This is a genomic window from Roseibium sp. SCP14 (assembly GCF_040329475.1).
Lineage (GTDB): Bacteria > Pseudomonadota > Alphaproteobacteria > Rhizobiales > Stappiaceae > Roseibium.
On sequence record NZ_JBDZYH010000003.1, the window covers coordinates 726,591 to 752,408 of the forward strand.

Consider the following 25,818-nt stretch of genomic DNA (forward strand, 5'->3'; position numbering starts at 1 on the left):
GTGACCTAATTTCTCGCGGGCTCGTCCGCGGGTTCATCAAATAGCGAACCGTCTTCTAATGGATCTTCATCTTCGGTCAAAGCGTCTTCATCATTTGGCGTTGGCACGAGGAAAGAAGCAGGAACCGCGCTGTCCAGAAGCCCCGCTCCCTTTAGCTCTTCCAGACCAGGCAGATCTTTAACGCTTTCAAGCCCGAAGTAGATCAGAAACTGGTCCGTGGTGCCATATGTCACAGGACGGCCCGGGGTTCTGCGACGCCCGCGCATGCGGATCCATGTCGTTTCCAGTAGAACGTCCAATGTGCCCTTGGATGTCGAAACACCGCGAATCTCTTCAATTTCTGCACGGGTTACCGGTTGGTGATAGGCGATGATTGCCAATGTCTCCAGCGCAGCTCGCGAGAGTTTCCTCTGCTCCTCAACATTCCTGTGCATCAGGTAGGCAAGATCATCGGCCGTGCGAAAGCACCATTTACCCGCGAGCCTGACAAGATTGACGCCACGAGTGGCGTAAATCTTCTGCAGCGTCTCCAGCACTCCCAAAACATCGACGCCATCAGGCAATCTGAGCGTCAGTTCTTCAAGGGACAGGGGCTCCGAGGACGCAAACAGCAATGCCTCCGCCATTCGCTGACCCGAGAGGTCGTCACCGGCGTCGGTCCGAATTTGATTGCCGTTGTCTTCCAGTTCCGGGAACTCTGGATCAGACGCCATGATCCTGCTCCTTCACGATGGAGCGGATGTAGACTGGCGAAAACGGTTCTCCCTGCCTGATCTCCACCTGGCCTTCGCGAACCATTTCAAGGCTCGCGGAAAATGTGCTTGCAACAATTGTTGCCCAATCCTTGTTGTCGTAGAGGTATTCGCGAAGATAGGCGTTCAATGGTGCCCATTCGCTTACACGGCCAACCAGTTTGGTGAGGAGCTCCCGGGCTTCCTGCAGTGACCATACAGTCCGTTTCAAAACCCGCACCGACGTCACCGATTGTCGCTGTCGTTGGGTCGCATAGGCTGACAACAAGTCATATATCGACGCGTCCCAGATACTCTTGTGCTCAACCGACATTGTTTCCGGAGCGCCGCGGTGGAAGACTTCTTTGCCCTGCCGGCTCCGGACCATCAGCCTTTCAGAGACATCTCGCATGGCTTCCAGCCGGCGAAGCCTGAAGGCGAGCGCAGCTGCCAGTTCCTCACCGGTGGGTTCATCCTCGTCCTTTTGCTCCGGCAAAAGCAGCTTTGATTTCAAAAACGCCAACCAAGCGGCCATGACAAGGTAGTCTGCGGCCAGTTCCAAACGCATTCTGCGGGCTTCAGCCACAAACTCCAGGTACTGCTCGACAAGTCCCAGAATTGAAATTCGTGCCAGATCAACCTTCTGAGTGCGTGCGAGACCAAGCAACAGATCAAGCGGCCCCTCGAAACCATCGACATCAACCACAAGCTGGGGATCCGATGTCGCCCGGCTCTCGACAGAATTGACAGTACTCAGAAGATCGTAGGACCCATCTTCTGCAATCTGTCTGTTGTTCTCCAATTCTGTCATTTCCGCTCCGGTCAATCCCCTTGCCAGCCAGTGAGTTCCTGAAATTCTTCCCAGGCTTCGGACACCTGAAAACCTGGATCGGGCGATTTCAAACCCATGAGCGCCGTTTCGCATCGCCGTTTCGCATCGCCAGTCAGTTCCGGCACGACCGAGGCAACTGCGCGCATCTCCTCCATGTCGCCGTTACAATGCAGAACAATGTCACAGCCGGCGTCGATAATCTTGCGCGACCGGTCGTCGAAGTCGCCGCCAAGAGCGTGCATGGAGATGTCATCGCTCATGAGACAGCCATCGAATCCGATCTCGCCTCTGATAACGTCCTGCACAATCCTTGCACTTTGCGTACCAGCCGAATCCGCATCGATCCCTGCGTATACAATATGGGCAGTCATGCCCAATGACACGTGGGAAAGTGCCTGAAAAGGCCGGAAATCCACGTTTTTTAAGGAGGAATGATCGGCTTCGACCTTAGGGAGCTGCAAATGACTGTCGACACGCGCGCGACCATGTCCGGGAATATGCTTGATCACAGGCAAGACACCGCCGGCAATCGCACCATCAACCATTGCGCTGCCCAACTGCGAAACCACCTCTGGATCCGATGAAAACGCCCTGTCGCCTATTGCATCAACGGTGTCTGGAAACCGAACATCAAGACATGGCAGGCAATCGATACTGATACCAACATTGAAAAGATCCGCAGCAATCAAGCGTGCACCAAGCCACGCTGTTCGAAGCGCTTTTTCTGCGTTTGTTTCATAGAGATCGCCGTAAAGCTTTGGGGCTGGGTACTTCCGCCAATTCGGCGGCTTCAACCTCTGTACCCGGCCACCTTCCTGATCCACAAGGACAGGGGCATCCGCGCGACCCACAGCTGTTCGAAAACTCTCCGTCAGGTTCCTTACCTGCTCTGGCGTCTCGATATTACGCGCGAACAGGATCAAACCCCACGGATTTTCTTCCCTGAAGAATGCGACTTCATCCGCGGTTAGGTTCAAACCGGCACAGCCGGAAACAAAGGCTTTGGTCATGACTTCGGATTAAACGCCCCTCCTGCCCTCGTCAACAAAGGCTGATCTGCCTCTTGCGCGACATGATCGAACTTGCAATCTAGATGCATTCTATCAATGCCACGATCGGAGCCTTCCATGCGCGCGCGTCTAAATATCCCGGCTGGTACCCTTCACCGAATTTCCCACAGGTCGGAAATCCTTGGCAGCAACCGGCTCGGAGATACGGCAACACGAGAAATTGTCGTTTATACGCCGCATGGACATGACGGCAGCGGATTGCCGCTTTTGGTGGATATAGTCGGCTTCACCGCTGGCGGTCCGGCCCACGTCAACTGGAAAAACTTCGGTGAAAATGTTCCAGAACGCCTCGACCGCCTCATTCACGACGGTGAACTGCCACCAGTGGTCGTTGCCTTTCCAGATTGTTTTACCCGTCTCGGCGGCAATCAGTACATCGACAGTGATGCCATGGGACCGTGGGCGACCTGGCTGACCACAGAAATGCTGGAGGAAGTCGAAGGACGTTTCAAATGCGGCGGTACGGGAAAGCGTGGCATTTTCGGAAAATCATCCGGCGGCTATGGATCCATCATTCATGCAATGAAATACGCAGACGTCTGGTCCGCCGCGGCTTGTCATTCCGGGGACATGGCATTCGAACTTTGCTATCTGCCGGAAATGCCGAGCGCCCTTCGTGCAATCGCCAAAGCCGGCTCAATCGAAGCCTTTGTCAAGGACTTCGAAAAGGGGCCGAAGTTTCCGGGCAACTCCCTTCATGACCTGATGACTTTTGCAATGGCCGCGACGTATGACCCCGACCCGGATCCGGACGTTTTCTGCGGCGTTCGTCTGCCGGTCGACCTTGAAACGTGCGAAATCATCGAAGATCGATGGGATGCGTGGCTCCAATGGGACCCGGTTCACATTGTCGAAGAACATATCGACGCGCTCAAGTCACTGAAAGGTCTCTGGATCGAGTGTGGCGATGTCGATCAGTACAATCTGGTTTATGGTGCCCGCCGTCTCCACAACAAACTGGAAGCCGCTGGTGTTGAACATGTCTATCAGGAGTTTCCCGACAATCATTCATCGATCGACTATCGTCTTGATGAAAGCCTGCCGTTCCTGGCAAAAAAGCTGCTTGGTGAGTAGCCTCTGACAGGCCCTGGCTACAGGGTCTGCGCAGTTTTTTGCGAAGAAACAGGCAGCATCAGAACCAGTCCACCGACAATAATCAGCAATGCGCCAAGCGCAGCGAGAAATGTCGGAATTTCTGTCCAGAAGATGTACCCGACCACGGCAGACATAACCACGGAGCTGTAATAGACGGGGGCAAGGGTCGCTGCGCCTGCACGCCGGTAGGCTGATATGTTCATGGCTTGACCGAAAATTGCGAGCGGCCCGATCCAGGCGAACGTGAACAAGGCATGCCAGGAAATCTCGTAAGTGACGATCAGCCAAAGAACCGGCCCAGCCAACAAAATAGCGGCAAAGACGTTGACATAAGCCAAAATTGTCACAGTATCCTCACGCTGGGCGATATAGCGGATGATCAATGACTCACAGGCCATGAATACCGCTGCCATGAGCGCGGAGATCACGCCCGAAAGAGCAAGCTCGGAAAACTCACCAACCGTTTCCGTTGACCGCACAACCATCAACGCCCCGATGATGCATATTGCGCCGGCAATCCAATGCCTGCGCGATATCACCTCCTTGAGTATCAGTCCCGCAAGAGCAATCGCGACAACGCCCTTGGTAAGACTTATCGCCGTCGCGTCAGCGAGCGGCAGGACGCTTGAAGCATATATCGAGCACCCCAGGCCACTGACTGCGCATACGGCACGCATCAAATGGAGTTTCCACAAGTCGCTCAATCTATTGTGCAATGGAACCTTTTTCACAACGGCAATTGTTCCGATCGTAATCGCGCCGCCAAGAAAACGAAGCCACACCAGCACAACGACGGGCAACACGCCATCCGAGATTTTTCCCACGGCAAAAATCGGCGTAAATGCAGCCACGCCTGCGATGGCAAGACCGATCGCTGCGATGGTGTTCTCCGGACGGAAATATGCGAGATGCGGCTGCATGAAATAGATGACCTCCAAACGAATTCCTTTTTCTAGCAGGAAGGTCTCATTTGAATTAGAGGTCAGATTGCTATGCCGGGTATGCATTTTCGCATCTCATTGCACCTATCTCTGCATATCGGTATAAGTCGATCATGAATTGGGATGACCTAAAACTCGTAGATGCGGCAGCTCGGATGCGCTCACTTTCCGGCGCGGCGAAAGCCCTGGAACTGAGCCAGCCACAGTTGAGCCGCCGATTGAAAAGTTTCGAGGAACGGGTGGGTGCCCGGCTCTTTGACAGGACACCAACGGGTCTGAAACCAACGGAGGCCGGTTTGCGGCTTATCCCGTTGGCCGCAGAAATGCGTCAGAAAGCAGACGCGGCTTGCAGGGTTCTTCCGGATCTTTCAGGCGCCGCTCTCAAGGTCGTTCGAGTGGCGGTCGATGAAGTGCGCGCCAGAGTTCTCACCGACCGATTTCAAGACCTGACCCGGATGCTTGACGGTGTGGAACTGGAGATCATTTCAAGCCACCTTCATGCGGACCACCAGACAAGGGGTATCGAGCTTCAGATCCGCAATTGCCTGCCTGAAACGGATACGCTGATCGCCCGAAAGCTAGGTGAACTGGCCTATGGTGTTTACGGCTCAGAAACATTCGTGAACCGCCACCCTGCCGCCAGAACTGAAGCAAGGTATCTGGAGTGCAATTGGCTCGGATTTACACCTGATGATCTCTGGTATCCGTCGCACGTACGCTGGATGGAAGCTCACGGAGTTTCTCGTCCGCATCTTCGCACCAACACGATGACCACCTTGATGAACATGACCGTGTCCGGAGCCGGTCTTTCGCTGCTACCCGTCTTCATGGCGGATGCACAACCGGAGCTCGTTGCCCTGACCGGTCCACTTGCCGAACTCACCTACGCAGAACACATCATCGTTCACAGGGATGTGCGCCGGGAACCGGCAGTTCGCAAGTCGATCGACGCGATCGCACATATCTACAAGGATCTGAGCCCGGCTCTTACAGGGCGTCTCAGCAAATCGACACCGATCGCAGCCGAGTAAGCGCTCGAAACATGTCTCGACCACTCAACGGTTCAAGAAATCGGATGAAGACCCGTTACGGTTGGCGGCGAACAAAGCAATCCCCACCGGCTCCCTGGAGGCTTTGGCAAAGGGAATTGGCTTCGTCGCGCGACCCAGTTGGAATACGTGCCCGGTAAAAGACGCCCCGGTCACCGAGATCCGCCGGCACAATGACCGCGTTTCGGCTTCCCAGAATCGAGGGGTACCGACGTTGCAGGCCTGCATATGCATCAGTTGCTGCGGCGGCTGAACGTTGCGACGTAACCTGAACGATGTAGGTTCCAGACGGAATGCTTGCCGAAGATGACACCGCGCTGTTCGTAGCAGCTGGCACCGGAGCCGGCGCACTTGCCGATTGCGACAAATTGAGCGGCCCATCATTCTGAACAGTTTGAGCCGGAGAGGTCTGCGCCACAGGTGCACTCGCCACCTGAACCGGCGCTGCGGGTTTCTTGCGCGGTAAAACAGACGGCACTGGAGCAGCCGGTTCGGTCACAACAGGTTCAACCGGTGTTTCATCCGCAACAATAGCAGGCGTTTCCGTAGTTACGGGCAAGGTTGGTGCGGGCTCGGCTTGTGCTCCTGAAACAACAGGCTCAGCAGGTGATGAGACGACTGGTTCTGGACTGGAAACTTCAGGCTCCTGCGCGGCAGGTCCTGCAACCAATGGTGTCGTCGCAACCACTCTCGGCGTTCCCGCTTCGGTAGTTGGCGTGGCTGTCACCGGGGTTGGGGTTGGAGTTATTGTCGGTGTCACGGTAGCAGGTGCTGCCGCTTCACTTTCCGAAACAATCGTTCCGTCCGGCAGAACCTTGTAGGTCGTCACCCGCTTCGGCGCCCCTGGTACAAGGTCGGCACTTCCATTGCTTCCTGCCGGTGCAGGCGGCAGTTCAGCGGGCTGAGGAGATTCCGCCAGTATCAGCTCGTCCGGAATAACTTCACTCGTACCATCAACTCGATCGTAAATAAGCTTGGATGCACCATCGGTCGCCTGAGCCTGGGATTTCTCAGGATAGACTTTCAATGGTTCTTGCAAACCACTGATGATCGGCGGAGGTCCGCTTGGCACCTGGACGGAACCGCCATCATAAAGGAAAAATCCAGCACCACCGAGAGCAGCGACGCCCAAGACACCGGCAGCCACAAACATGCCTCGCCGTGACTTTTCCTTGGCCTGCGGCACGACGGCCTCTTCAGCGCTCGGATGCGGAGGCAACACCCCTGCCCCCGTCAGGCTTGGATCGCTCTCCTGCATGGCACGTGCAACGGCATCCAAATCATACCCTTCGGGCGGCGGCGGCGTTTCATCATCTTCTGTCTGCGGCACAGCTTCCACTGCGGCGGGCCACGTCATGTCGTCTATTTCCGCAGCCGATGCTTCGGAAACAGCTTCAGGTTCATGAGTTTCAGTTGGAGCAGTTTTTCTGTCTGCCGGATCGGGAAACTCAAGGTCAGCGAAAAGTGCGTCTATACCTGTGGTTTTTTGCGATTCCACTTCAGCTGTTGCGGACGTTACCTGCTCGTCCGCCTCAAATTGAACCGGCGCCGGGTTCAATGCGGCAAACAGATCATTCTCGTCGATGGTTGGTCGTTTTGGCTCTTCGATTGGCGCTGAGGTGCCAAAATTCTGAGGGTTCAAGTTGATGACTGGAATGTCAGTTGACGGCGCTGCCTCTTCCCCTCCAGGCACATCGTGCTGCACCGGTGGAACCACCGATTGAGGAAACGCATCAGTGGTCACTGCATTCAGGTTGATTTCTTCTTCTTCAGAAATCTCAACAGTCGACCGTAGTGATGACTGTTGAGCAAACTCCGGAAGTTGCCCCTTCAACTCGGAAGCGGCGACCGGGTAACTTTCGACTGTATCGCCGGTCTGCGGAATATGCGGAGTCCAGTTTTGCTCGTCATCAGCTGTTTCGTCATCGGTTGTCTGACGGAAAGCACCAACAAGTTCATCCTCGAGCTCTGCAGTCAGGCTTTGTTCAAGATCCAGCGAAACGTCCGGAGCGAGATCGGTCCCCTGAGTCGAGGCAGCCGCATCCGGCTGCTCTGTATTAACCTGATAAGCATGTGCCGATGAGCCGAAGTCTGGCTGGATGTTCACCTGCGCAGCAGACGAAACTGCACCACTCAGGTTTTGCGGTTCAGGCGCTTTCGGCCATAGCGGCGAAACATTTGTGGTTTCCGGCTCAACTTCTATTGGCTCAGGTATGGTTGCAGGGGGCGTTTCGGACCGAAGAAAAGGCTGAATCTGCGCGGTTTCTTCGGTTTCCGGGAGAACGGCTTCAGCTGTCGGCTCCGATGCGCTTACGACACTTTGATCATCCACATCTGGCTGATCAGCCGCCTTCGTGAATGTCGGTTCTACGCGTGCAGTAGTGCCGCCAGATGCGTTATCGTCGTCACCTGCAAAATCATCCAGATCTGCAAAGTAATCCGTGTTGCCTACGCGGCCACTGTTCACATCAGCCCCCGATTGCTTGTTTTTATGGACAATCCGAGCCAGTTCCACCAGCGGATCTTCCACAACCGGTCGATCTCCACCCGGTTTGTTTTCGGGTGCATGCAAGTCAGGTCGCTTAGTTTCGTTGTCTTCCGACATAGGCTTTACGAAAACCGGTCCAGTTCAGTCATTGTGCCTTTGGTTCCTGGGCACGCAAGACTATGTTTAAATCTAGCGCATTTCTTCAGGAGCATTAACGCCGAGAATCGCAAGACCTGAAGCAAGCACCAGAGATATTGCACGAACCAATGCAAGACGTGCCAGGGTTAATTTCGAGTTACCGGCGTCAATAAATCGTAAATGCGGCATTTCCTTGCCACGATTCCAGTGTCCATGCAAAGAACTTGCCAGTTCATGCAGATAAAAAGCGATTCTGTGCGGCTCGTGTGTTTCTGCTGCAGCTCCGACCACTTTGGGCCATTCTGCCATCTTCGAGATCAGTTCAAGTTCACCGCTATCTTCCAGCAGAGTAAAGTCAGCCGCCGACAGATTTACCTCACTCAAGTCCGCACCTGGAAGCTCCTCTGCAGCCTGCCTCATGACAGAGCGGCATCGAGCGTATCCGTACTGAACGTAGAAAACCGGATTGTCTTTCGACTGCTCGGTGACTTTCTTGAAATCGAAATCGAGCGGCGCGTCATTCTTGCGGAACAGCATCATGAACCGGACCGGATCGGGGCCGACTTCGTCCACCACTTCCCGCAGAGTGATGAAATCACCGGAACGCTTCGACATTTTGACCGGCTCACCGTCGCGCATCAGCTTCACAAGCTGACAGAAACGAACGATTACGTCGGTCTTGCCATCCGAAACGGCCTTGCCAACTGCTTGCAAGCGTTTTGCATAGCCGCCGTGGTCAGCACCGAGAATGTAGATGGCTTCCTGGAAATCACGTTCAAACTTGTCCTGGAAGTAAGCAACATCAGCTGCAAAATACGTATAGGAACCGTCCGACTTCTTGAGCGCTCTGTCCGTATCGTCACCAAAGTCGCTGGCTCGGAAGAGCGTTTGTTCCCTGTCTTCCCAGTCTTCCGGCACCTGTCCTTTCGGCGGCGGGAGCGTTCCTTCGTAAACCAGCCCTTTCTGGCGCAGGCCGTCCAACATGTGGTCGATCTTCGAACCATTGCCGTTTTCGCGTGCGTGAAGGGACTTTTCGGAGAAAAAGATCTCATGCTCTACGCCGAGCGCGGAAAGGTCTTCACGGATCAGATCCAGCATTGCAGCCATTGCCCTCTCTTTCACGAGGGGCAGCCATTCGGCTTCTTCTTTTTTTACGAGTGTATCGCCAAATTCCTGCTTGAGCTTATCCCCAACGGGGATCAGATAGTCTCCCGGGTAAAGTCCTGACGGAATCTCACCAATATCCTCACCTAGTGCCTCGCGGTATCGCAGGAAGGCGCTGCGAGCCAGCGTATCAATCTGGGAGCCGGCGTCGTTGATATAGTACTCCTTGACCACATCGGCTCCTGCAAAGGACAGGAGATTGGCCAATGCGTCACCGACGACCGCGCCCCGGATATGGCCGACATGCATCGGCCCTGTCGGGTTGGCCGAAACATATTCGACATTCACTTTCGGAGCAGATAGCTTTTCAACGGAACCGAACTGCTGCCCTAGATCCAGAATGCTTCCAAGAACTCGCTGCCATACCACCGGTGCGACACGGAGGTTGATAAATCCAGGCCCAGCCACGGTCGCCTCGGTCACGTCTGGGTCTTCGTTCAGTTTTTCGACGAGCTTTTCTGCAAGATCTCGCGGCTTCATGCCTATCGGCTTGGCAAGCACCATGGCCGCATTGGTGGCAAAATCCCCATGAGCGGGATCGCGAGGAGCTTCAACCACAACACGTGACAGGTCCGGCGTGTTTCCGCCAGAGTCTTTCAAATCAAGTTCTTGAAGAGACTTTTTAACACGTTGAGTGAAGTCCGCGAAGATATTCATAGAGCACCGATCGGCTTTGGTATTACAAACACAAATTCCCCGTGCGCAGCAGAACACGCAGTCTGCGGCGTTACGGGGAGGTCATTTCGCTCAAGCGCCTACCCTAAATCCGGGGTGTCGTCAAACAATCTGCGATGTTCTTCAATTGCATACCTGTCCGTCATTCCGGCTATGTAATCGCAGACCCTCCGCGCGACTTCGTTTTCGCTCAGGCTGGACAGGCCAATGTTCCAGGGTTCCGGCATCTGATCTGGATCGGTTTGGAACTTCTCGAACAAGTCTCTCACGACCCGAGCAACCAGTTTTCGCACTGCAAGAACATCCTCATGACGATAGACCCGCGCAAACAGAAACCGCTTCACCTCCTTTTCCGCAGCTGCCATTTCGTCGGAAAATTTGACGAGGCAGCGGCCAGCCAACCGGATGTCTTGTGCGCTTTGCGGATCGAGCGCTGAAATGTTCCGCATCCCTTCCCCGATGACGTCTTCCACCATTTTTGTGATCGAACGCCGGACGATTTCATGGATCCTTCGGCTTTCCTCCAGTCGAGGATACTTCCGATCGACCTCCGACAAGATCTGCGCAAGATAGGGAACCTCACGCATGTCCTCGATGGCAAAAAGGCCAGCTCTCAGCCCGTCGTCAAGATCGTGGGCGTCATATGCAATGTCATCGGCGATTGCCGCCGCCTGGGCTTCGGCTCCTGGCCAAGTGTGCAAAAGAAGGTCCTGTTTTTCGGCATAGTCACGAATGGCGAATGGCAGCTCGCCATCTTTGAACTTCCCGAGCGGCGCACCGCTTTCATCCACCAGGGGTCCGTTGTGCTTGACCAAACCTTCCAGTGTCTCCCAGGCAAGGTTCAGCCCATCGAACTCCGCATAACGCTGTTCAAGATGGGTCACGACGCGCAGGGACTGGGCATTGTGATCAAATCCTCCGAAGGGCGCCATGCACTCATGCATCACGTCTTCTCCCTCATGCCCGAAGGGCGTGTGGCCGAGATCATGAGAAAGCGCCAAGCATTCAGCAAGATCCTCATCCAGTCGCAATGCCCTCGCCAGCGATCTGGCGATTTGCGAGACTTCGATCGTATGAGTCAGCCTGGTTCGGAAGTGATCGCCTTCGTGATAGACGAAAACCTGGGTCTTGTGTTTCAGGCGTCGGAATGCAGACGAATGAATGATCCGGTCGCGGTCGCGTTGAAACGGTGTTCTTGTGGGACTTTCAGGTTCCGGATAAAGACGCCCACGGCTTTCAAATGGATTTTCCGCATAAATCGCACGGGATTGCGCACCAAATCCAATGTCCGTTTTCATTTGTTTCCAGCCATCGTTCACAGCCATTCCCCGTGTTTTAAACTATCACAGCCAAACTCAGTACATTGACGTGGGCGATCCCAAAACTTACTTATCTGCGTAAATCAGATTTACCGCTCTTTCGTTATGAAGGAGCTTAGCGAGTCGGTAGAAGATGACCGAAACACTTGAAAATCGAGTAACAGTCAGCGACCGGGCTGCCAAGCGGATTGCAGCAATTTTGTCCAAAGAACCTTCCGGCAGCATGCTGCGTGTCAGCGTCGAAGGCGGTGGATGTTCTGGGCTGCAGTACAAATATGACGTTGTCACCAACAGTGAAGATGACGATTTTGTCATAGAAACAACTGATGCGACCGTCCTGATCGATGCCATTTCCCTGCAATATATGGGTGGCTCGGAAATCGACTTCGTCGATGATCTGATCGGCCAGTCGTTTCAGATCAACAATCCGAACGCAGTCGCTGGGTGCGGCTGTGGAACGAGTTTCACCATCTGACACATATTGCACGCTCACCCGACAAGGCCGGTAGCCCCGGCTCGCTGAAACTCGAGGCTACCTTGCTTATGAAAATCGCGACCTGGAATATCAATGGCGTCAAGGCACGGATCGACACTGTTCTGGAGTGGCTGAAAGAAACTTCACCCGACATCGCCTGTCTTCAGGAGATCAAGTCGGTTGATGAGAACTTTCCTCGGCAACCCTTCGAAGATCTCGGCTACAACGTTGAAACGCACGGCCAGAAAGGCTTCAACGGTGTGGCTCTCCTCTCGAAGGTACCACTGGAGGATGTCCAACGCCGTCTTCCGGGAAACGATGAAGACGAACAGGCGCGCTATATCGAAGCCAGCGTTTCAACCGAACAAGGCGCCATCCGGTTTGGGTGTTTGTACCTTCCCAATGGCAACCCGCTTGGAACCGAAAAGTTTCCCTACAAGCTGGAATGGATGGATCGACTGATTGCTCACGCCGAAGCGAGGCTCAAGGACGAAACCGCGTTTCTGTTACTGGGCGACTATAATGTCATTCCAGACCCGATCGACGCAAAAAACCCGAAAAACTGGCTCGACGATGCTCTCTTCCAACCCGAAAGCCGCCAGCGGTTTCGAACGCTGACCAACCTCGGACTGACAGAAGCGGTACGGTCCTGCACTGAAGCTGCCGAAACTTTCACTTTTTGGGACTATCAGGCTGGCGCCTGGCAGAAAAACAACGGCATCAGAATCGACCACATCCTGATGTCTCCGCAGGCAACCGATCGCATGACGGGTTGCGGTATCGACAAACATGTTCGAGGTTGGGAGAAGCCTTCGGATCACGTTCCAGTCTGGGTCACGCTAGCCGAATAATCCGATTCCTGCTCTGCAGACATTGCCACGCTCTCACTCGTGAAATTGTAAGCGGAAAAGCCAGCATTTGCGGTGTGGACTTGCAGTGACCGGTCACCATGGTACTCTTTCCGGATCATGGGATAACGCACGACCACTCCAAATCCGCACCTGCAGCATGCGGAAAAACTGTACCCCCGGCAGCACTTCAGCGGGCCGGACGGAGCAACTTGGTCGGTGTCACAGCATGGTGCAAATTAGCTTTTGCCGCTGCAACATTCTTCTTCTCCCCGATGGCGCATGCTCAGAACGTTTCCTGCACGTGCAGATACCAGGGTGAGGACTATGGTCTCGGCGAGTCGATCTGCCTGAAGAGTTCGAACGGTCTAAAGATGGCGACTTGCGAGATGGTTTTGAACAACACCTCGTGGCAAATAAGCAACGCTCCATGCCCGGTCACTGATCTCAGGGACACGCCCCTTAAGGGCACAAAAGATGCCATTCCCCTCCGCACTGCCCCGGAGACACCGGACAGTATGAAGGCAGGCTAAACCATCTGCCTGAATTAGCAGCTGCTGAAAACTCATAGAAGAAATTGCTTGGGCACGTCTTACTGAGTGGTAAGTTGCTGTGCGGTCAGCATATCCGGTCGATTTTGCTCGATCCAACCATCAGCGAGCGAACGGGCCTTTTCACGAACGGGTTCGGGGGACACCGCGAAATACTGTTCATGCATATCGTGAATCCATCCCGCTTCGGAACCTGTTGCCTGTTCACGCGCGACGGTCATCCACATCAGTCCTCTGGCCTTTTTCTTTTCCGAAGAACCGAGCGTATAAAGGGTTTCACCGAGCCGGGCCTGGGCGCCCACATGCCCCTTCAAGGCGGCAAGATTATACCAGCGAACCGCCATACGGCTGTTGCTGTCCTGGTACATGCGCCCAAGTTCATATTGAGCTTCGGCATCGCCAAAATAGGATGCTGCATGCGTGAAAATATGGCGCGCGCGCGCTTCGTTTTTCGGCACGGCGCCGTCGATACCATTCAGATAATAGGAACCGAGGGCAACAAAGGCACTTGAGACAAAGGGGGCATCCGGGGCGTCCGGACGATCCTCACCGTGCTCGCGAACAATCTGGCTATAGTACTGAAAAGCCTTGAGATCGTCTTCCTGGACGCCGTCGCCGGTCGCATACATCTCGCCGAGTTTCCAAGCCGCGCTGGGCTGCCCGTTTTCAGCAGCATAGCGCAAAGTGGTCAATGCTTCGGTTTTCCGGCCTTCATTGTACTGCCGCACACCAGCGCGGAGCGCTTCGGTTGGAGACAAGTCTCCTGGACCAATCGAGCTGTCAATCGCAGGCTGCCCATCAAATGCCAACGCAGGGCCTGCGAGACCAACAACGATCAACGCGCTAAGCAAAGCTCCAGATTTTCCGAGGCGTTGAAGCATTGAACTCTTCTTTTGCATCCCTGTTACATTATTCACCATCGGCCGAATATCTTCGGTGCGACGGACGATCTTTACGATCTTGTTCTTTGTCCGCGCCAAGCGCATTTGTCATCTCGTTGGTACAAATAGCTGCTCGTAAGCGAACCACTTGATCACAAGGCCTAAAATGGCCAATCAATTCGGCCTAAGTTGGGCCATTCTGGGCCCAAATGAGACCATTTACTGTTTCCTTGGCCCGATCCATTTCAGTCATCGCCACATTTGAAACGTGGCCGGTGGATCAGATCATAACGCAACGGGTGATGGTCAAACATGGCCGAACATGGGCAGCCCGCTGTTTCGGACTGCTCCAGCACGACTCTGTTTTCAGGTGTTGCCGAATTAGCACAACTTTAGCCCCTGGCCCTACTTGCGGCATTTGCTTCATCCAAACACAATCAGGTTGACGATCGGTTTCCAGGACGATTTTGACAAGTTCGTTGTTGAAAACGAGGGGTTTTGGCCAAATTCCTTTCTCGTTCTATGTTTGTCCTTCAAACTTGAGTGTGATTCGGTGTAGGTATCGGCGCTGAAACTTCGGGAACCAGAATTACAAACCCCATCAGGCGATTTGGAATGAGCGCAAAAGACGATCTATTTGCTGGCAATGCAGCGGTCTCGGCCCCTATGACGCAGGAGGTAACTGCTCCTGCGCCGCAGAAATCGCGTCCAGTGACAGCCGTTCCGGTCCCGGATGAGTATTCAGCAGCGGACATTGAGGTCCTGGAAGGCCTTGAACCGGTCCGGCGCCGGCCGGGCATGTATATCGGCGGCACTGATGAAAAGGCGCTGCATCACCTGTTCGCGGAAGTCATCGACAACTCGATGGACGAAGCTGTTGCCGGTCATGCAACCTGGATCGATGTCAATTTGTCATCTGATGGCTATCTGACGATTACCGATAACGGCCGCGGCATACCGGTGGATCCGCATCCGAAGTTCAAGGACAAGTCCGCCCTTGAGGTCATCATGACGACGCTCCATGCAGGCGGCAAGTTCGACAGCAAGGTGTACGAGACCTCCGGCGGTCTGCACGGCGTCGGCGTTTCCGTCGTAAATGCCCTTTCAGAAGAACTTGTCGTCGAGGTCGCCCGAAGCCGCAAGCTCTATCGGCAGACTTTCAGGCGCGGTCATCCTCAAGGTGCGCTCGAGCTGGTCGGTGACACCCAGAACCGCCGGGGAACGCAGGTTCGCTTCAAACCTGATGAGCAGATTTTCGGCAAGGGAGCCCGCTTCCTACCAGCACGTCTGCTCAAGATGGCACGTTCCAAAGCCTATCTCTTTGGCGGCGTCGAGATTCGCTGGCGTTGTTCGCCGGACCTTGTTTCGGAAAAAGACGAAACGCCCACGGAGGCCGTTTTTCACTTTCCTGGCGGTTTGAAGGATTTCCTGGAAGAACGTCTGACAAAGGAACGCCGTGTCGTTGACGAGGTCTTTGCAGGCCGGACCGACAAAACCGGAAAACACGGATCCGTGGAATGGGCAGTCAACTGGTTCGCAGGTGACGGTTTTGTCAATTCCTACTGTAACACCGTCCCGACGCCGGAAGGAGGAACCCACGAAGCTGGTTTCCGCTACGCTCTGCTGCGTGGATTGAAGGCGTATGGCGAGCTTACGAATAACAAGAAAGCCAGCATCATTACCGGTGATGACGTGATGACGTCAGCCGGCGGCATGTTGTCGGTCTTTATTCGCGAGCCCGAATTCGTCGGTCAGACCAAGGACAAGCTTGCGACGAATGAAGCCACGAGGATTACCGAAGCAGCAGTCCGCGATGCGTTCGATCACTGGCTGACCGCATCGCCGAACCAGGCCAACAAACTTCTGGAATGGGTGATCGATCGGGCCGAAGAGCGCCTCCGACGCCGTCAGGAAAAAGACGTTGCCCGCAAAACGGCGGTGCGAAAACTCCGCCTACCCGGCAAACTTGCTGATTGCTCCGCCAATCAATCTGACGGAACCGAGCTCTTCATTGTGGAGGGCGACTCGGCGGGCGGATCTGCAAAGCAGGCAAGAAACCGGTCCAATCAGGCAGTGCTCCCCTTGCGCGGCAAGATCCTGAACGTTGCGAATGCAGGACGCGACAAACTTGTTGCAAACCAGCAGCTTGCAGACCTTATTCAGGCTCTCGGGTGCGGCACGCGTTCACAGTACCGGGAAACTGATCTGCGATACGAGAAGATCGTCATCATGACGGATGCGGACGTTGACGGCGCCCATATTGCATCACTTCTGATTACCTTCTTTTACCGGGAAATGCCGGAGCTCATTCGCGGCGGACACCTTTATCTCGCGGTTCCCCCACTCTACCGCCTGAGCCAGGGTGGGAAGACGCTCTATGCCCGTGATGATGCACACAAGGACGAATTGCTGGGGACGGTCTTCAAAGGAAAATCCAAGGTAGAAATCGGCCGTTTCAAAGGCCTCGGCGAGATGTTGCCTGCGCAGCTGAAAGAAACCACCATGGATCCTGCGAAGCGATCGATGCTGAAAGTCGACGTGGACGAGGAGGCTATTGCAGTCACCAACGATACGGTTGAAAGACTCATGGGCAACAAGCCTGAAGCGCGGTTCCGCTTTATACAGGAGAACGCAGAATTCGCTGAGGACCTTGATATCTAATAGCGACCAAGCGTAATTTGTTTGAAATTTGATTTTCAGATGGAAGCGGTCGTTTTCAATCGGGGCCGCTTCTCATTTTAGCCACCGGGCCTGTACTATGTTGAACAGGGTTTATGCGATGTTTGACAAGCGGCGGCGACCGCTTAGAAACCATGTTTATCTGGCCTTTCCGGATCATGACATTGCTTATGCCCGTGCAACCGAACCAGCGTTTCAAGTCCTGGCTCCTGTCCTGAATTGTCTCGCCGGAAATTACAACGTAACAACGCCAGGGAGCGACGTCTCACTGGAGCGGTGTAAGCTTGAGCGTCTGGTGTTTCACGGAAATGTCGAGTTGCTAACGGCACGAGAACTGAAACGCCGCTACCCGGAAATGAAAATTGTCGCCTGGGTGCAGGACCCGCTTCATCGACTTGCGTATTGTTACGAGAAAATTATCCTCACCGAGGAGGCCTTGCCCTCTTATTACAACGAGCGCTATTTCGATAAAACGATGTCACCGGTGGACTTCGTGACGCATGTCTCCGGTATCTCGGATCTGGATGCAGATAACCTGTTTCGTAGTCAAAAGGCGACGCTGACTTACAAAGGTGCTTTGACAGCCGATATTGTTTTGAAGCTTGAACAGTTTGAGGATTCACTCGAACGGTTTTTGTCTGTAAGCTTACTTGAACAACGCCCGACCTCATCAACTAGCTATCGAATATCGGACTATGTTTCTGCGGATACCTTGAGTTCTTTCGCAGATGAAGCCTTGGGAAAAATGCTTCATAGGCGCTACAAGCAGGACTACAACCTGTTCTACTCCCAACCGGCGCTGTCGGCCTGACAAGAACTCAAATTTCACCGGATGATGCTTTGCAGACCAAGCTAACCCGTCGGATCGTGCTCGTCTTTCATCCCTCATTTAGTAATGTTCCGTACGGATTTCATAATGCAACCAAGTTGCTCTATTAACTGAGTTGGCAAATTCAGAACAGAAATACTCGATTTTCTTGATATTTTACCTCAACGGCGCATTGACACCTGTGCACATGAATGTAGGGTGTGCGCACGTTGGCGCCGACGGTTTCCAAGGTGCTTACAGATTACAATCACAACATCTGGGCAAAGCGCTCCATGGCATTTGATACTCTCGGTCTTAGCGAGAAGGTCCTCGCTGCAGTCGAAGCAGCAGGTTATAAAGAACCCACCGCAATTCAGGCCGGGGCGATCCCGCAGGTGCTGGAGCGCCGTGATATACTCGGCATCGCACAGACCGGAACCGGCAAGACCGCAAGTTTTACGTTGCCGATGTTGACCCTGCTGGAAAAAGGCCGGGCGCGGGCAAGAATGCCGAGAACGCTCATTCTCGAACCGACACGAGAACTCGCGGCTCAGGTGGAAGAAAACTTCGAAAAGTATGGCACCAATCACAAGCTGAATGTGGCATTGCTGATCGGTGGTGTCTCATTTGCCGAACAGGACAAAAAGCTTGACCGTGGTACAGATGTTCTGATTGCCACGCCCGGCCGCCTTCTCGACCATTTCGAGCGTGGCAAGCTCCTCCTACAGGGTGTCGAAATCCTGGTGATTGATGAAGCAGATCGCATGTTGGACATGGGCTTCATCCCCGATATCGAGCGAATCTGCAAACTGATCCCCTTCACCCGCCAAACCCTGTTTTTCTCGGCGACCATGCCGCCAGAAATTCAGCGTCTTACGGAAACGTTTCTGCAGAACCCTGCGCGAATCGAAGTCGCGCCGACGTCGTCTACTTCTGACAACGTGACCCAAAGGCTCAAAGCCTCACCTTCGAAAGACTATGAAAAGCGGGCTGCTTTGCGAGAGCTCCTGGAAGGTGCCGAAGATCTCAAGAACGCGATCGTTTTCTGCAATCGAAAACGAGACGTCTCGACGCTCTTCAGATCTCTGGAGCGACATGAATACAATGTCGGTGCGCTGCATGGTGACATGGATCAACGCACTCGCATGATGATGCTGGACAATTTCCGAAAGGGAAATATCAAACTTCTCGTTGCCAGTGACGTTGCCGCCCGTGGTTTGGACATTCCGGAAGTCAGTCACGTATTCAACTTTGACGTTCCCAGCAATGCCGAGGACTATGTTCATAGAATCGGCCGAACGGGTCGCGCGGGAAGAACCGGATCTGCATTCACGCTGGTGACAGGCGAAGACCAGAAGTATTTGGAAGCAATCGAAGCGCTCATCAAGAAGTCTATCGACTGGCAAGGCGATGCGATCGACTTCGAAGCTGCTGCCAAGGAGCGGAAAGCCAGACGGAAAGCCGGCAAATCGGCGAAAAGCAACACCACCAGCAACGACAACGACGCAGAACAGGCGAAACCCGCAGGGCGTCGCCGTTCGCAATCGAAATCACGCGACACTTCCAAGAACGTCATTGAGGAGCAAAAGGACGCCTTGACCCCGGCCCCAGTTTCCAGCCTTCCGCAAAAGTCTTCCGGCAAAAAATCAAGAAATGAAAAAATGGAACCGGCATTCAGTCCCGGCGTCCATATTCCTGCATTCCTTCTACGTGAGCCTCGGCCGAAAAAGGCTTCATAACTGCAATTTTTATCAAGGTTCCGCCTTAAGCTTAACGGCTCCTTAAGCGTTACATCAGCATTTTAAACTTAGACTTTGCGACCGTGTGGGGCGGATTCGCGGAGCTTAAGTGAGAGATTTTTATGGCGGACGAAGACGACCATAAGCGGACCATCAAGTACGGTGAGTCCGCTATTAGTTATATCAAGAAGAATACGCTGCCAGCATATCCGCGTTCTTATGAACTCTGGTACACCTACGCTGCTGGCTTCAATCAGGGCCTGAACCGCGCGATCAACGACACGGTCAAACAAAACGGCCGGATCAGCACCGACGAGATGCTGACACTTTACGGACGCTTTTTGTCCCCTACTCGCTTGGGAGATCGTCTGGATGAGGTTGGAACCAAAGTTTCCCGGGAAGTCGAGGAGCTCGTCGATTCGATCAAATTATGTACCGACGCCACATCCGATTATGGTGCTGCTCTTGAGCAGGCGGGCGAAAAAATCAAAAGCGTTGCCGACCCTGAAAAGCTTCAGATTTATGTAACGCATCTCGTGAAGTCGACGCAGAATGCGGTGTCTTCCAATCGGAAACTGGAAAGTCAGCTTCTGGAGTCGAAAAAGCATATTGAAAGCCTGCAATCCGCGCTTGAAGCAATTCGATATGAGTCACTCACTGACGAATTGACAACCCTCAATAATCGCAAGCACTTTGAAAATTCGATTGAAAAGATCACCGATCAATCGAACGAGAGCGGTCGCGGCTTTGCATTGCTGATGACCGACATCGATCACTTCAAGAAGTTTAATGACACTTACGGTCATCAGACTGGTGATCAGGTTCTTCGACTTGTCGCACTGGCCGTGAAGCAAAACATCAAGACTCAGGATGTCGCATGCAGGTATGGCGGAGAAGAATTCGCGATAATTCTTCCACATACCGACCTGGAGGAAGCGAAGAAGATCGGCGAAAGTATCCGCACCGCCGTAATGTCGAAGGAACTGGTGAAGCGCTCAACAGGTGAAAACCTCGGTCGTGTCACCATCTCTGTGGGGATCGCCTGCTATCAAAATATGGATACCCCGCATTCCATTCTGTCGCGCGCGGACGAGGCACTCTATTCAGCCAAGAATGCCGGCCGCAATCTGGTCAGGACGGAACAAGACCTGGATCCATCATCAAGTCGAGAAAACGTCGCTTAAAAACAGGAGGTTGCCCGGCAACTTTGCAGTTCCAGACCTTGGATCTAAGCCGGGCGAGCCTTTGCCTAGCGCTGAGCGTTCAATCCCATTTGCCAGAAATCACTTTCGAGCCGAGAAGCCTTTTCGAACAGTGACAACACCCTCGGATAGCGGCTTTCTGTGAGTACCTGTTCAGCGGTTTCGTCAAACCAGCTGGCAAATCCTCTCGCGAGGTCCTGGTATCCTTCGCCTGCATATTCCTGGATCCAGCGTCGGTATGCATTGCCTTCCCGGTCAGCCCCTTGGCCGGTCAATCTGGAACCGATCTCTGCATATCCGATAATGCACGGCGCCAGCGCTGCCTGCAGGTCCAACAGGTCACCAGACATGCCGGCATCGAGGACAAAGCGGGTATACGCCATTGTGGGAGTGTCTTCCGGAGCATTCTCGATCTCCTCTCGCGACATTCCCCATTTACCACAGAGCTCGATATGGAGGTCCAGCTCGATATCGAGAATCGCTTTCACTCCTTCAAGAGACTGCCGCATATCGGAAACGGACGGACTCTTGTAAACACCCAGAGCATATGCCCGGGCAAACTGGATCAGAAACAGGTAATCCTGAACCAGATAGTGCTTGAAACATTCCAGAGGCAACGAACCTTCACCGAGCTGTCGGACGAACTCATGCTGAGTGTAGTTCACCCATTGCGGCGCCGCGTCGGCTTTCAGCCGTTCGAAGAGTTTCATAAGGTTCCTCTGGAAAGAAACAGCCAGGTTACGGGCGTATCAGCGCGCGAAAGCGCTTAAGTCCGCAGCCTGGAGTGAGACGGATTCCCCGCAACCGCAGGCAGAAACTTCGTTCGGATTCTTGAATACAAATCCGGAGCGAAACTTTGTGACTTCGTAGTCCATTTCCGTTCCGAGGAGGAACAGGACTGCGGACGGGTCTATGAAAAGCCTTGCGCCTTTGTCTTCGACCACATCATCACCCGGCTTGGCCTCTTCGACCATGTCCATGGTGTATTCCATGCCCGCACAGCCACCTTTCTTGATACCGACGCGCAATCCAACAACGCTCTTGTCCGAATTTTCGACAAGCTCGCATACGCGTTCAGCAGCAGTGTCGGTCAATGTCATGACCTGAAATTTTCCGGCAGCAGCCATGCTTTCCTCGTTTGGTCCGTGCGCTCCAAAACCTGATATAGGGTTTCAGCTTATCGGAATAAAGGTCGACTACTCAATACCAGTTGAGCGCGACCTTGGCTTCATCGGACATGCGGTCCGGTGTCCAAGGCGGATCAAAGACCATGTCGACATTCACAGGTCCCACACCGGCGACCGCCGACACGGCGTTTTCCACCCAACCAGGCATTTCTCCTGCAACAGGACAACCGGGCGCGGTAAGTGTCATATCAATATTGATGGACCGGTCGTCATCGATATCAACCTTGTAGATCAAACCCAACTCGTAGATATCGCAAGGAATTTCCGGATCGTAAACAGACTTCAGAGCGCCGATGATATCGGTTGTCAGCCTGTCCAGTTCGTCTGCGGGAATTGCGCTTTTGGCAGAGACTTCAGCCTGCAACTCTTCGCCATTCGCATTCGTGTCAATGGTGGTAGCATTTTCCATAGGGGTTCGTCCTTACCCGAAAAAGCTCTGAGCTTTCAAAAGGGCCTCATACAACGCATCGACTTCATCTCGCGTGTTGTAGAGCCCGAAACTTGCCCGACATGTAGAGGTTACACCGTATCTTGCCAAGAGTGGCTGCGCACAATGTGTCCCTGCCCTGACAGCAACTCCTGCACGGTCGATGATCGTCGCGACGTCATGTGCATGTGCGCCCTGGATTTCGAAGGAAACAATTGCGCCCTTGTCCGGAGCATCCCCAAAAATGCGGAGCGAATTGATCTCTTTGAGCTTCTGGTGAGCATATGCTCTGAGGTCAGCCTCATGACGAGCAATATTGTCACGTCCGAGGGCATCCATATAGTCAAGCGCGGCACCCAGACCAATCGCCTGAACGATCGGGGGCGTGCCGGCTTCAAACCGGTGGGGTGGATCGTTGTAGGTGACGACGTCCTCGGTCACGTCCAAAATCATTTCACCACCGCCGTTGAAAGGACGAAGTGCATTCAACCTTTCAGGCTTGCCCCAAAGGACACCGATGCCGGAAGGGCCATAGACCTTGTGTCCTGTAAATACATAGTAGTCACAGTCCAGGTCCTGTACATCCACAGGCAGGTGGACTGCAGCCTGACTTCCGTCCACCAGGACCGGAACACCACGCTCATGCGCAATCCTGCAGACTTCCTTGATCGGAACCACCGTCCCCAGGACATTCGACATCTGGGTCATCGCAACGAGCTTGGTTCTGTCGCTCAATGAATCCTGGAAAGCATCCAGGTCGAATGACCCGTCTTCTTTTACATAAACCCACTTCAGCTTCGCGCCATTGCGTTCGCGGTGGAAATGCCACGGCACAATGTTGGAATGATGCTCCATGATCGACAGAACGATCTCGTCACCTTCCTGGAAGTAGTCAGGGCCCAAGCCGTAGGAGACCAGGTTGATCGCTTCCGTGGTCGATTTCGTGAAAACTATCTCGTCAACGGATTTCGCATTCAAGAAGCGGCGTACTTTTTCCCGGGCAGCTTCGTAGTTATCGGTTGCTGTATTGGAAAGGTAATGAAGGCCTCGATGAACGTTGGCATACTCGTGCGAATACGCCTTCGTCACTGCATCAATGACCGCCTGCGGTTTTTGTGCAGATGCGCCATTGTCCAGATAAACAAGCGGCTTGCCATAAACCTCTCGCGAAAGGATCGGAAAGTCCTTGCGGATGGCTTCAACGTCGTAGCCGCTTACCTGTGTTGCCTGTTCTGCAGTCGCGACGGTCATCCGGCGCTACTCCTTCGTAAATCTAACCTTGAAGCCGTGCCACGGTTCTCCGGTGGCACTTGACCAATTCCTGCCGTTCCGAACCGAAGTCCGGAAACGGCTGATATATGCAAAGCCGAATCTCCTTCGGCAATGACCTGGCGCAAGTCGCCTGTCAGTGTCCTGCAAGCCAGTCGCGTACGCGCTCTTCCAGCCTGTCTGTCACGTCCTCTTCACCGTATTCCTCAATCGCCTCGGAAAGGAATGCCAGAACCAGCAACGTTTTGGCTTCATCCTCGGGAATACCGCGGGCACGTAGATAGAACAGCAGATCTTCATCGATCTGACCACTTGTCGCACCGTGGGCACAAATGACGTCATCCGCGAAAATCTCAAGTTCAGGCTTGTTGGCCATCTCTGCTTCTTCGGAAAGAAGCAGAGCCTGGGTCATCATTTCGCCGTCGGTCTTTTGAGCGTGTGGTGCCACGTTAATGCGGCCCTGGTAGACCCCCTTCGAGCGGCCGTCGAGCACGGTCTTGAAGAATTCGCGGCTGTTGCAGTGAGGTACTGCATGATCGACGATCAGCGTCTGATCCGCGAGATCATCACCACCTGCCATGGAAACACCGTAGATCTTCGCTTCGGAATTCTCGCCGGTGAAGTTTACGAACTGCTGATTCCGCGCGAATTTCGGACCGGCAATGAAACCAAGCGACTTGAATTCAGCTTCCGCACCGATCGTAGCGACCGAAGTGAAGAGACGCGCGGCTTCTGTCTTGCCGGTGATCAAACGCGTCGTTGCCAGAAAGGCTGTGTCGGCAACGTCATAGTCGAACACCGTGTTGAGCTCACCTGCCCCGGTATCACCAAGGAATGTTTCCAGCAGACGAAGCTTTGCTCCATTTCCAACAGAAATCCTGTTTCTCGTCGCCTGGCCTCCAGCACCTGTGGCGACCTGGACGAGCTCAACGGGTTTTGAAAGCTCCACGCCGTCGTTGACGGAGATTATGACACCACCCTGCAAAAATGCAGTGTTGAGCGCAATGATGCCATCATTGGGTCCCGATTTCGGTGGCGCGATCAACTGAGCGCCATTTTCTCCGGACAAGGCTTCAGCAATGTTCGCGAGGGACGCACCTTCGGCGGCCAACGCGTCCACATCCGAGAGTTCGGCAATGAACCGGCCGTTTGCGATCACGACCCGATACCGGTCCAAATCACCGTAGCTGTCTTCCGCATTCATGAGCGCTGTTACAGCGTTCATCTCGGAAGCTGCCGCCATTGGCGCCGCCGATTTCAGAAAGGCACGCAAGTCGGAATACTTGTACTCCTCGACACGTCGATGCGGCAGACCCTTTTCCCGAATCTGATCAATTGCAGCTTCGCGCAACGCAGCCACGGCAACCGATCCGGGCAACGCCTCCTTCACATCGTCAAAGCGATCGAGAAGATCGCTTTCAGCCTTCGTATGATTGATGGGTATGCTAACGTTCATGTCCCGTTGCTCCCTCAGGCAGCCGTATCGACGTAATCGGCGTAACCATTTTTCTCCAGCTCAAGTGCCAGGTCCTTGTCGCCCGTCTTGACGATTCTGCCCTTGGACAGAACGTGCACAACGTCCGGCACAATGTGATCGAGCAGACGCTGATAGTGCGTGATCACAACCATGGCCCGCTCCGGTGACCGCAGCTTGTTGACACCTTCAGAGACGATCCGTAGCGCGTCGATGTCGAGACCGGAATCAGTTTCATCGAGCACGCAAAGCTTGGGCTCCAGCAGCGACATTTGCAGGATTTCGGCGCGTTTCTTTTCACCGCCTGAAAATCCGACGTTCAACGGGCGTTTCAGCATTTCCATCGACACATTCAGATGAGCCGCAGCAGCCTTGACGCGTTTCATGAAATCGGGAATGGAAAGCGGATCTTCGCCACGTGCCTTGCGCTGCGCATTCATGGCTGTCTTCAGGAATTCCATGGTTGCCACACCCGGAATTTCGATCGGGTACTGAAACGCCAGGAACATACCAGCAGCCGCGCGCTCGTCCGGCTCCATCTCCAACATGTTTTCGCCGTTGAAGAGGATCTCGCCTTCGGTGACTTCGTAATCGTCCTTGCCCGCCAGAATGTAGGACAAGGTCGACTTGCCGGAGCCATTGGGGCCCATGATCGCATGGGTCTCACCAGGATTGACGGTCAGGTCGATGCCGCGCAGAATTTCAGTTTCGTCTTCCGCAATGCGCGCATGCAGGTTTTTGATCTCAAGCATTGAGATTTTTCCTTGTAAATCTTC

22 protein-coding genes are annotated in these 25,818 nt (G+C 54.0%); 8 read left to right on the forward strand and 14 right to left on the reverse strand.

Annotation, left to right across the window (positions count from 1 at the left end; translation table 11 throughout):
- Positions 1 to 5 precede the first annotated feature (5 nt).
- From scpB to nagZ, 3 genes are all read right to left on the reverse strand, one after another.
- Positions 6 to 626 (reverse strand): SMC-Scp complex subunit ScpB, encoded by a 621-nt coding sequence (gene scpB, locus ABLQ08_RS15925; protein ID WP_352944423.1) that lies wholly within the window; start codon positions 624 to 626, stop codon positions 6 to 8.
- Positions 627 to 702: 76 nt separating this feature from the next.
- Positions 703 to 1,542: a segregation and condensation protein A gene (locus ABLQ08_RS15930; protein WP_352944005.1), complete on the reverse strand. Its 840-nt coding sequence runs from the start codon at positions 1,540 to 1,542 to the stop codon at positions 703 to 705.
- A gap of 11 nt (positions 1,543 to 1,553) precedes the next feature.
- A complete protein-coding gene (gene nagZ, locus ABLQ08_RS15935) occupies positions 1,554 to 2,573 on the reverse strand; it encodes a beta-N-acetylhexosaminidase (RefSeq protein ID WP_352944006.1) in 1,020 nt (339 codons plus the stop codon).
- A 117-nt stretch (positions 2,574 to 2,690) separates the two neighbouring features.
- Here nagZ and ABLQ08_RS15940 point away from each other — a divergent pair, with 117 nt between their 5' ends.
- Positions 2,691 to 3,707 carry an alpha/beta hydrolase gene (locus ABLQ08_RS15940; RefSeq protein WP_352944008.1) on the forward strand — a complete coding sequence of 339 codons (1,017 nt, stop codon included), beginning with the start codon at positions 2,691 to 2,693 and terminating at the stop codon, positions 3,705 to 3,707.
- Positions 3,708 to 3,724: 17 nt separating this feature from the next.
- On the opposite strand, the gene ABLQ08_RS15945 is transcribed toward ABLQ08_RS15940, so the two are convergent.
- Positions 3,725 to 4,648 carry a DMT family transporter gene (locus tag ABLQ08_RS15945; protein ID WP_352944010.1) on the reverse strand — a complete coding sequence of 308 codons (924 nt, stop codon included), beginning with the start codon at positions 4,646 to 4,648 and terminating at the stop codon, positions 3,725 to 3,727.
- Positions 4,649 to 4,782: 134 nt separating this feature from the next.
- On the opposite strand from ABLQ08_RS15945, the gene ABLQ08_RS15950 reads away from it, so the two are divergent.
- Positions 4,783 to 5,700 carry a LysR family transcriptional regulator gene (locus ABLQ08_RS15950; RefSeq protein WP_352944012.1) on the forward strand — a complete coding sequence of 306 codons (918 nt, stop codon included), beginning with the start codon at positions 4,783 to 4,785 and terminating at the stop codon, positions 5,698 to 5,700.
- A 55-nt stretch (positions 5,701 to 5,755) separates the two neighbouring features.
- Here the strand turns inward: ABLQ08_RS15950 and ABLQ08_RS15955 are convergent, their stop codons facing one another.
- The 3 genes from ABLQ08_RS15955 to ABLQ08_RS15965 form a co-directional block, all read right to left on the reverse strand.
- Positions 5,756 to 8,248: an SPOR domain-containing protein gene (locus ABLQ08_RS15955; protein ID WP_352944014.1), complete on the reverse strand. Its 2,493-nt coding sequence runs from the start codon at positions 8,246 to 8,248 to the stop codon at positions 5,756 to 5,758.
- A 147-nt stretch (positions 8,249 to 8,395) separates the two neighbouring features.
- Positions 8,396 to 10,165: an arginine--tRNA ligase gene (gene argS / locus ABLQ08_RS15960; protein ID WP_352944016.1), complete on the reverse strand. Its 1,770-nt coding sequence runs from the start codon at positions 10,163 to 10,165 to the stop codon at positions 8,396 to 8,398.
- Between the two features lie 98 nt (positions 10,166 to 10,263).
- Positions 10,264 to 11,481, reverse strand: coding sequence for a deoxyguanosinetriphosphate triphosphohydrolase (locus ABLQ08_RS15965; protein WP_352944018.1), 1,218 nt, complete (start codon positions 11,479 to 11,481; stop codon positions 10,264 to 10,266).
- Positions 11,482 to 11,635: 154 nt separating this feature from the next.
- Between ABLQ08_RS15965 and ABLQ08_RS15970 the strand changes: the two genes are divergently transcribed.
- Together ABLQ08_RS15970 and xth are read left to right on the forward strand one after the other, a co-directional pair.
- Positions 11,636 to 11,977, forward strand: a complete 342-nt coding sequence (locus ABLQ08_RS15970; RefSeq protein WP_352944020.1) for a HesB/IscA family protein — start codon at positions 11,636 to 11,638, stop codon at positions 11,975 to 11,977.
- Positions 11,978 to 12,045: 68 nt separating this feature from the next.
- Positions 12,046 to 12,828, forward strand: coding sequence for an exodeoxyribonuclease III (gene xth, locus ABLQ08_RS15975; RefSeq protein ID WP_352944425.1), 783 nt, complete (start codon positions 12,046 to 12,048; stop codon positions 12,826 to 12,828).
- A 589-nt stretch (positions 12,829 to 13,417) separates the two neighbouring features.
- Here the strand turns inward: xth and ABLQ08_RS15980 are convergent.
- Positions 13,418 to 14,257, reverse strand: coding sequence for a tetratricopeptide repeat protein (locus tag ABLQ08_RS15980; RefSeq protein WP_352944022.1), 840 nt, complete (start codon positions 14,255 to 14,257; stop codon positions 13,418 to 13,420).
- A 615-nt stretch (positions 14,258 to 14,872) separates the two neighbouring features.
- Between ABLQ08_RS15980 and parE the strand changes: the two genes are divergently transcribed.
- The 4 genes from parE to ABLQ08_RS16000 all read left to right on the forward strand — a co-directional run bounded on the left by parE (position 14,873) and on the right by ABLQ08_RS16000 (position 20,667).
- Positions 14,873 to 16,918 (forward strand): DNA topoisomerase IV subunit B, encoded by a 2,046-nt coding sequence (gene parE, locus ABLQ08_RS15985; RefSeq protein WP_352944024.1) that lies wholly within the window; start codon positions 14,873 to 14,875, stop codon positions 16,916 to 16,918.
- 118 nt (positions 16,919 to 17,036) lie between these two features.
- Positions 17,037 to 17,747 (forward strand): sulfotransferase family 2 domain-containing protein, encoded by a 711-nt coding sequence (locus ABLQ08_RS15990; RefSeq protein ID WP_352944026.1) that lies wholly within the window; start codon positions 17,037 to 17,039, stop codon positions 17,745 to 17,747.
- 290 nt (positions 17,748 to 18,037) lie between these two features.
- Positions 18,038 to 19,483, forward strand: a complete 1,446-nt coding sequence (locus ABLQ08_RS15995; protein WP_352944427.1) for a DEAD/DEAH box helicase — start codon at positions 18,038 to 18,040, stop codon at positions 19,481 to 19,483.
- Positions 19,484 to 19,605: 122 nt separating this feature from the next.
- Positions 19,606 to 20,667, forward strand: coding sequence for a GGDEF domain-containing protein (locus ABLQ08_RS16000; RefSeq protein ID WP_352944028.1), 1,062 nt, complete (start codon positions 19,606 to 19,608; stop codon positions 20,665 to 20,667).
- A 65-nt stretch (positions 20,668 to 20,732) separates the two neighbouring features.
- Here the strand turns inward: ABLQ08_RS16000 and tenA are convergent, their stop codons facing one another.
- The 6 genes from tenA to sufC all read right to left on the reverse strand — a co-directional run bounded on the left by tenA (position 20,733) and on the right by sufC (position 25,794).
- Complete coding sequence (gene tenA, locus ABLQ08_RS16005) at positions 20,733 to 21,395, reverse strand: thiaminase II (protein WP_352944030.1); 663 nt, start codon at positions 21,393 to 21,395, stop codon at positions 20,733 to 20,735.
- Between the two features lie 39 nt (positions 21,396 to 21,434).
- The gene (gene sufA, locus ABLQ08_RS16010; RefSeq protein ID WP_352944032.1) at positions 21,435 to 21,812 is read right to left on the reverse strand and encodes a Fe-S cluster assembly scaffold SufA; all 378 of its coding nucleotides are present in this window, start codon (positions 21,810 to 21,812) and stop codon (positions 21,435 to 21,437) included.
- A 73-nt stretch (positions 21,813 to 21,885) separates the two neighbouring features.
- Positions 21,886 to 22,281 (reverse strand): SUF system Fe-S cluster assembly protein, encoded by a 396-nt coding sequence (locus tag ABLQ08_RS16015; RefSeq protein WP_352944034.1) that lies wholly within the window; start codon positions 22,279 to 22,281, stop codon positions 21,886 to 21,888.
- 12 nt (positions 22,282 to 22,293) lie between these two features.
- On the reverse strand, positions 22,294 to 23,550 hold the full coding sequence (locus ABLQ08_RS16020; RefSeq protein ID WP_352944036.1) for a cysteine desulfurase: 1,257 nt from the start codon (positions 23,548 to 23,550) through the stop codon (positions 22,294 to 22,296).
- A gap of 154 nt (positions 23,551 to 23,704) precedes the next feature.
- Positions 23,705 to 25,024: a Fe-S cluster assembly protein SufD gene (sufD, locus tag ABLQ08_RS16025; RefSeq protein ID WP_352944038.1), complete on the reverse strand. Its 1,320-nt coding sequence runs from the start codon at positions 25,022 to 25,024 to the stop codon at positions 23,705 to 23,707.
- Positions 25,025 to 25,038: 14 nt separating this feature from the next.
- Positions 25,039 to 25,794: a Fe-S cluster assembly ATPase SufC gene (sufC, locus tag ABLQ08_RS16030; RefSeq protein WP_352944041.1), complete on the reverse strand. Its 756-nt coding sequence runs from the start codon at positions 25,792 to 25,794 to the stop codon at positions 25,039 to 25,041.
- Between the last annotated feature and the right edge of the window lie 24 nt (positions 25,795 to 25,818).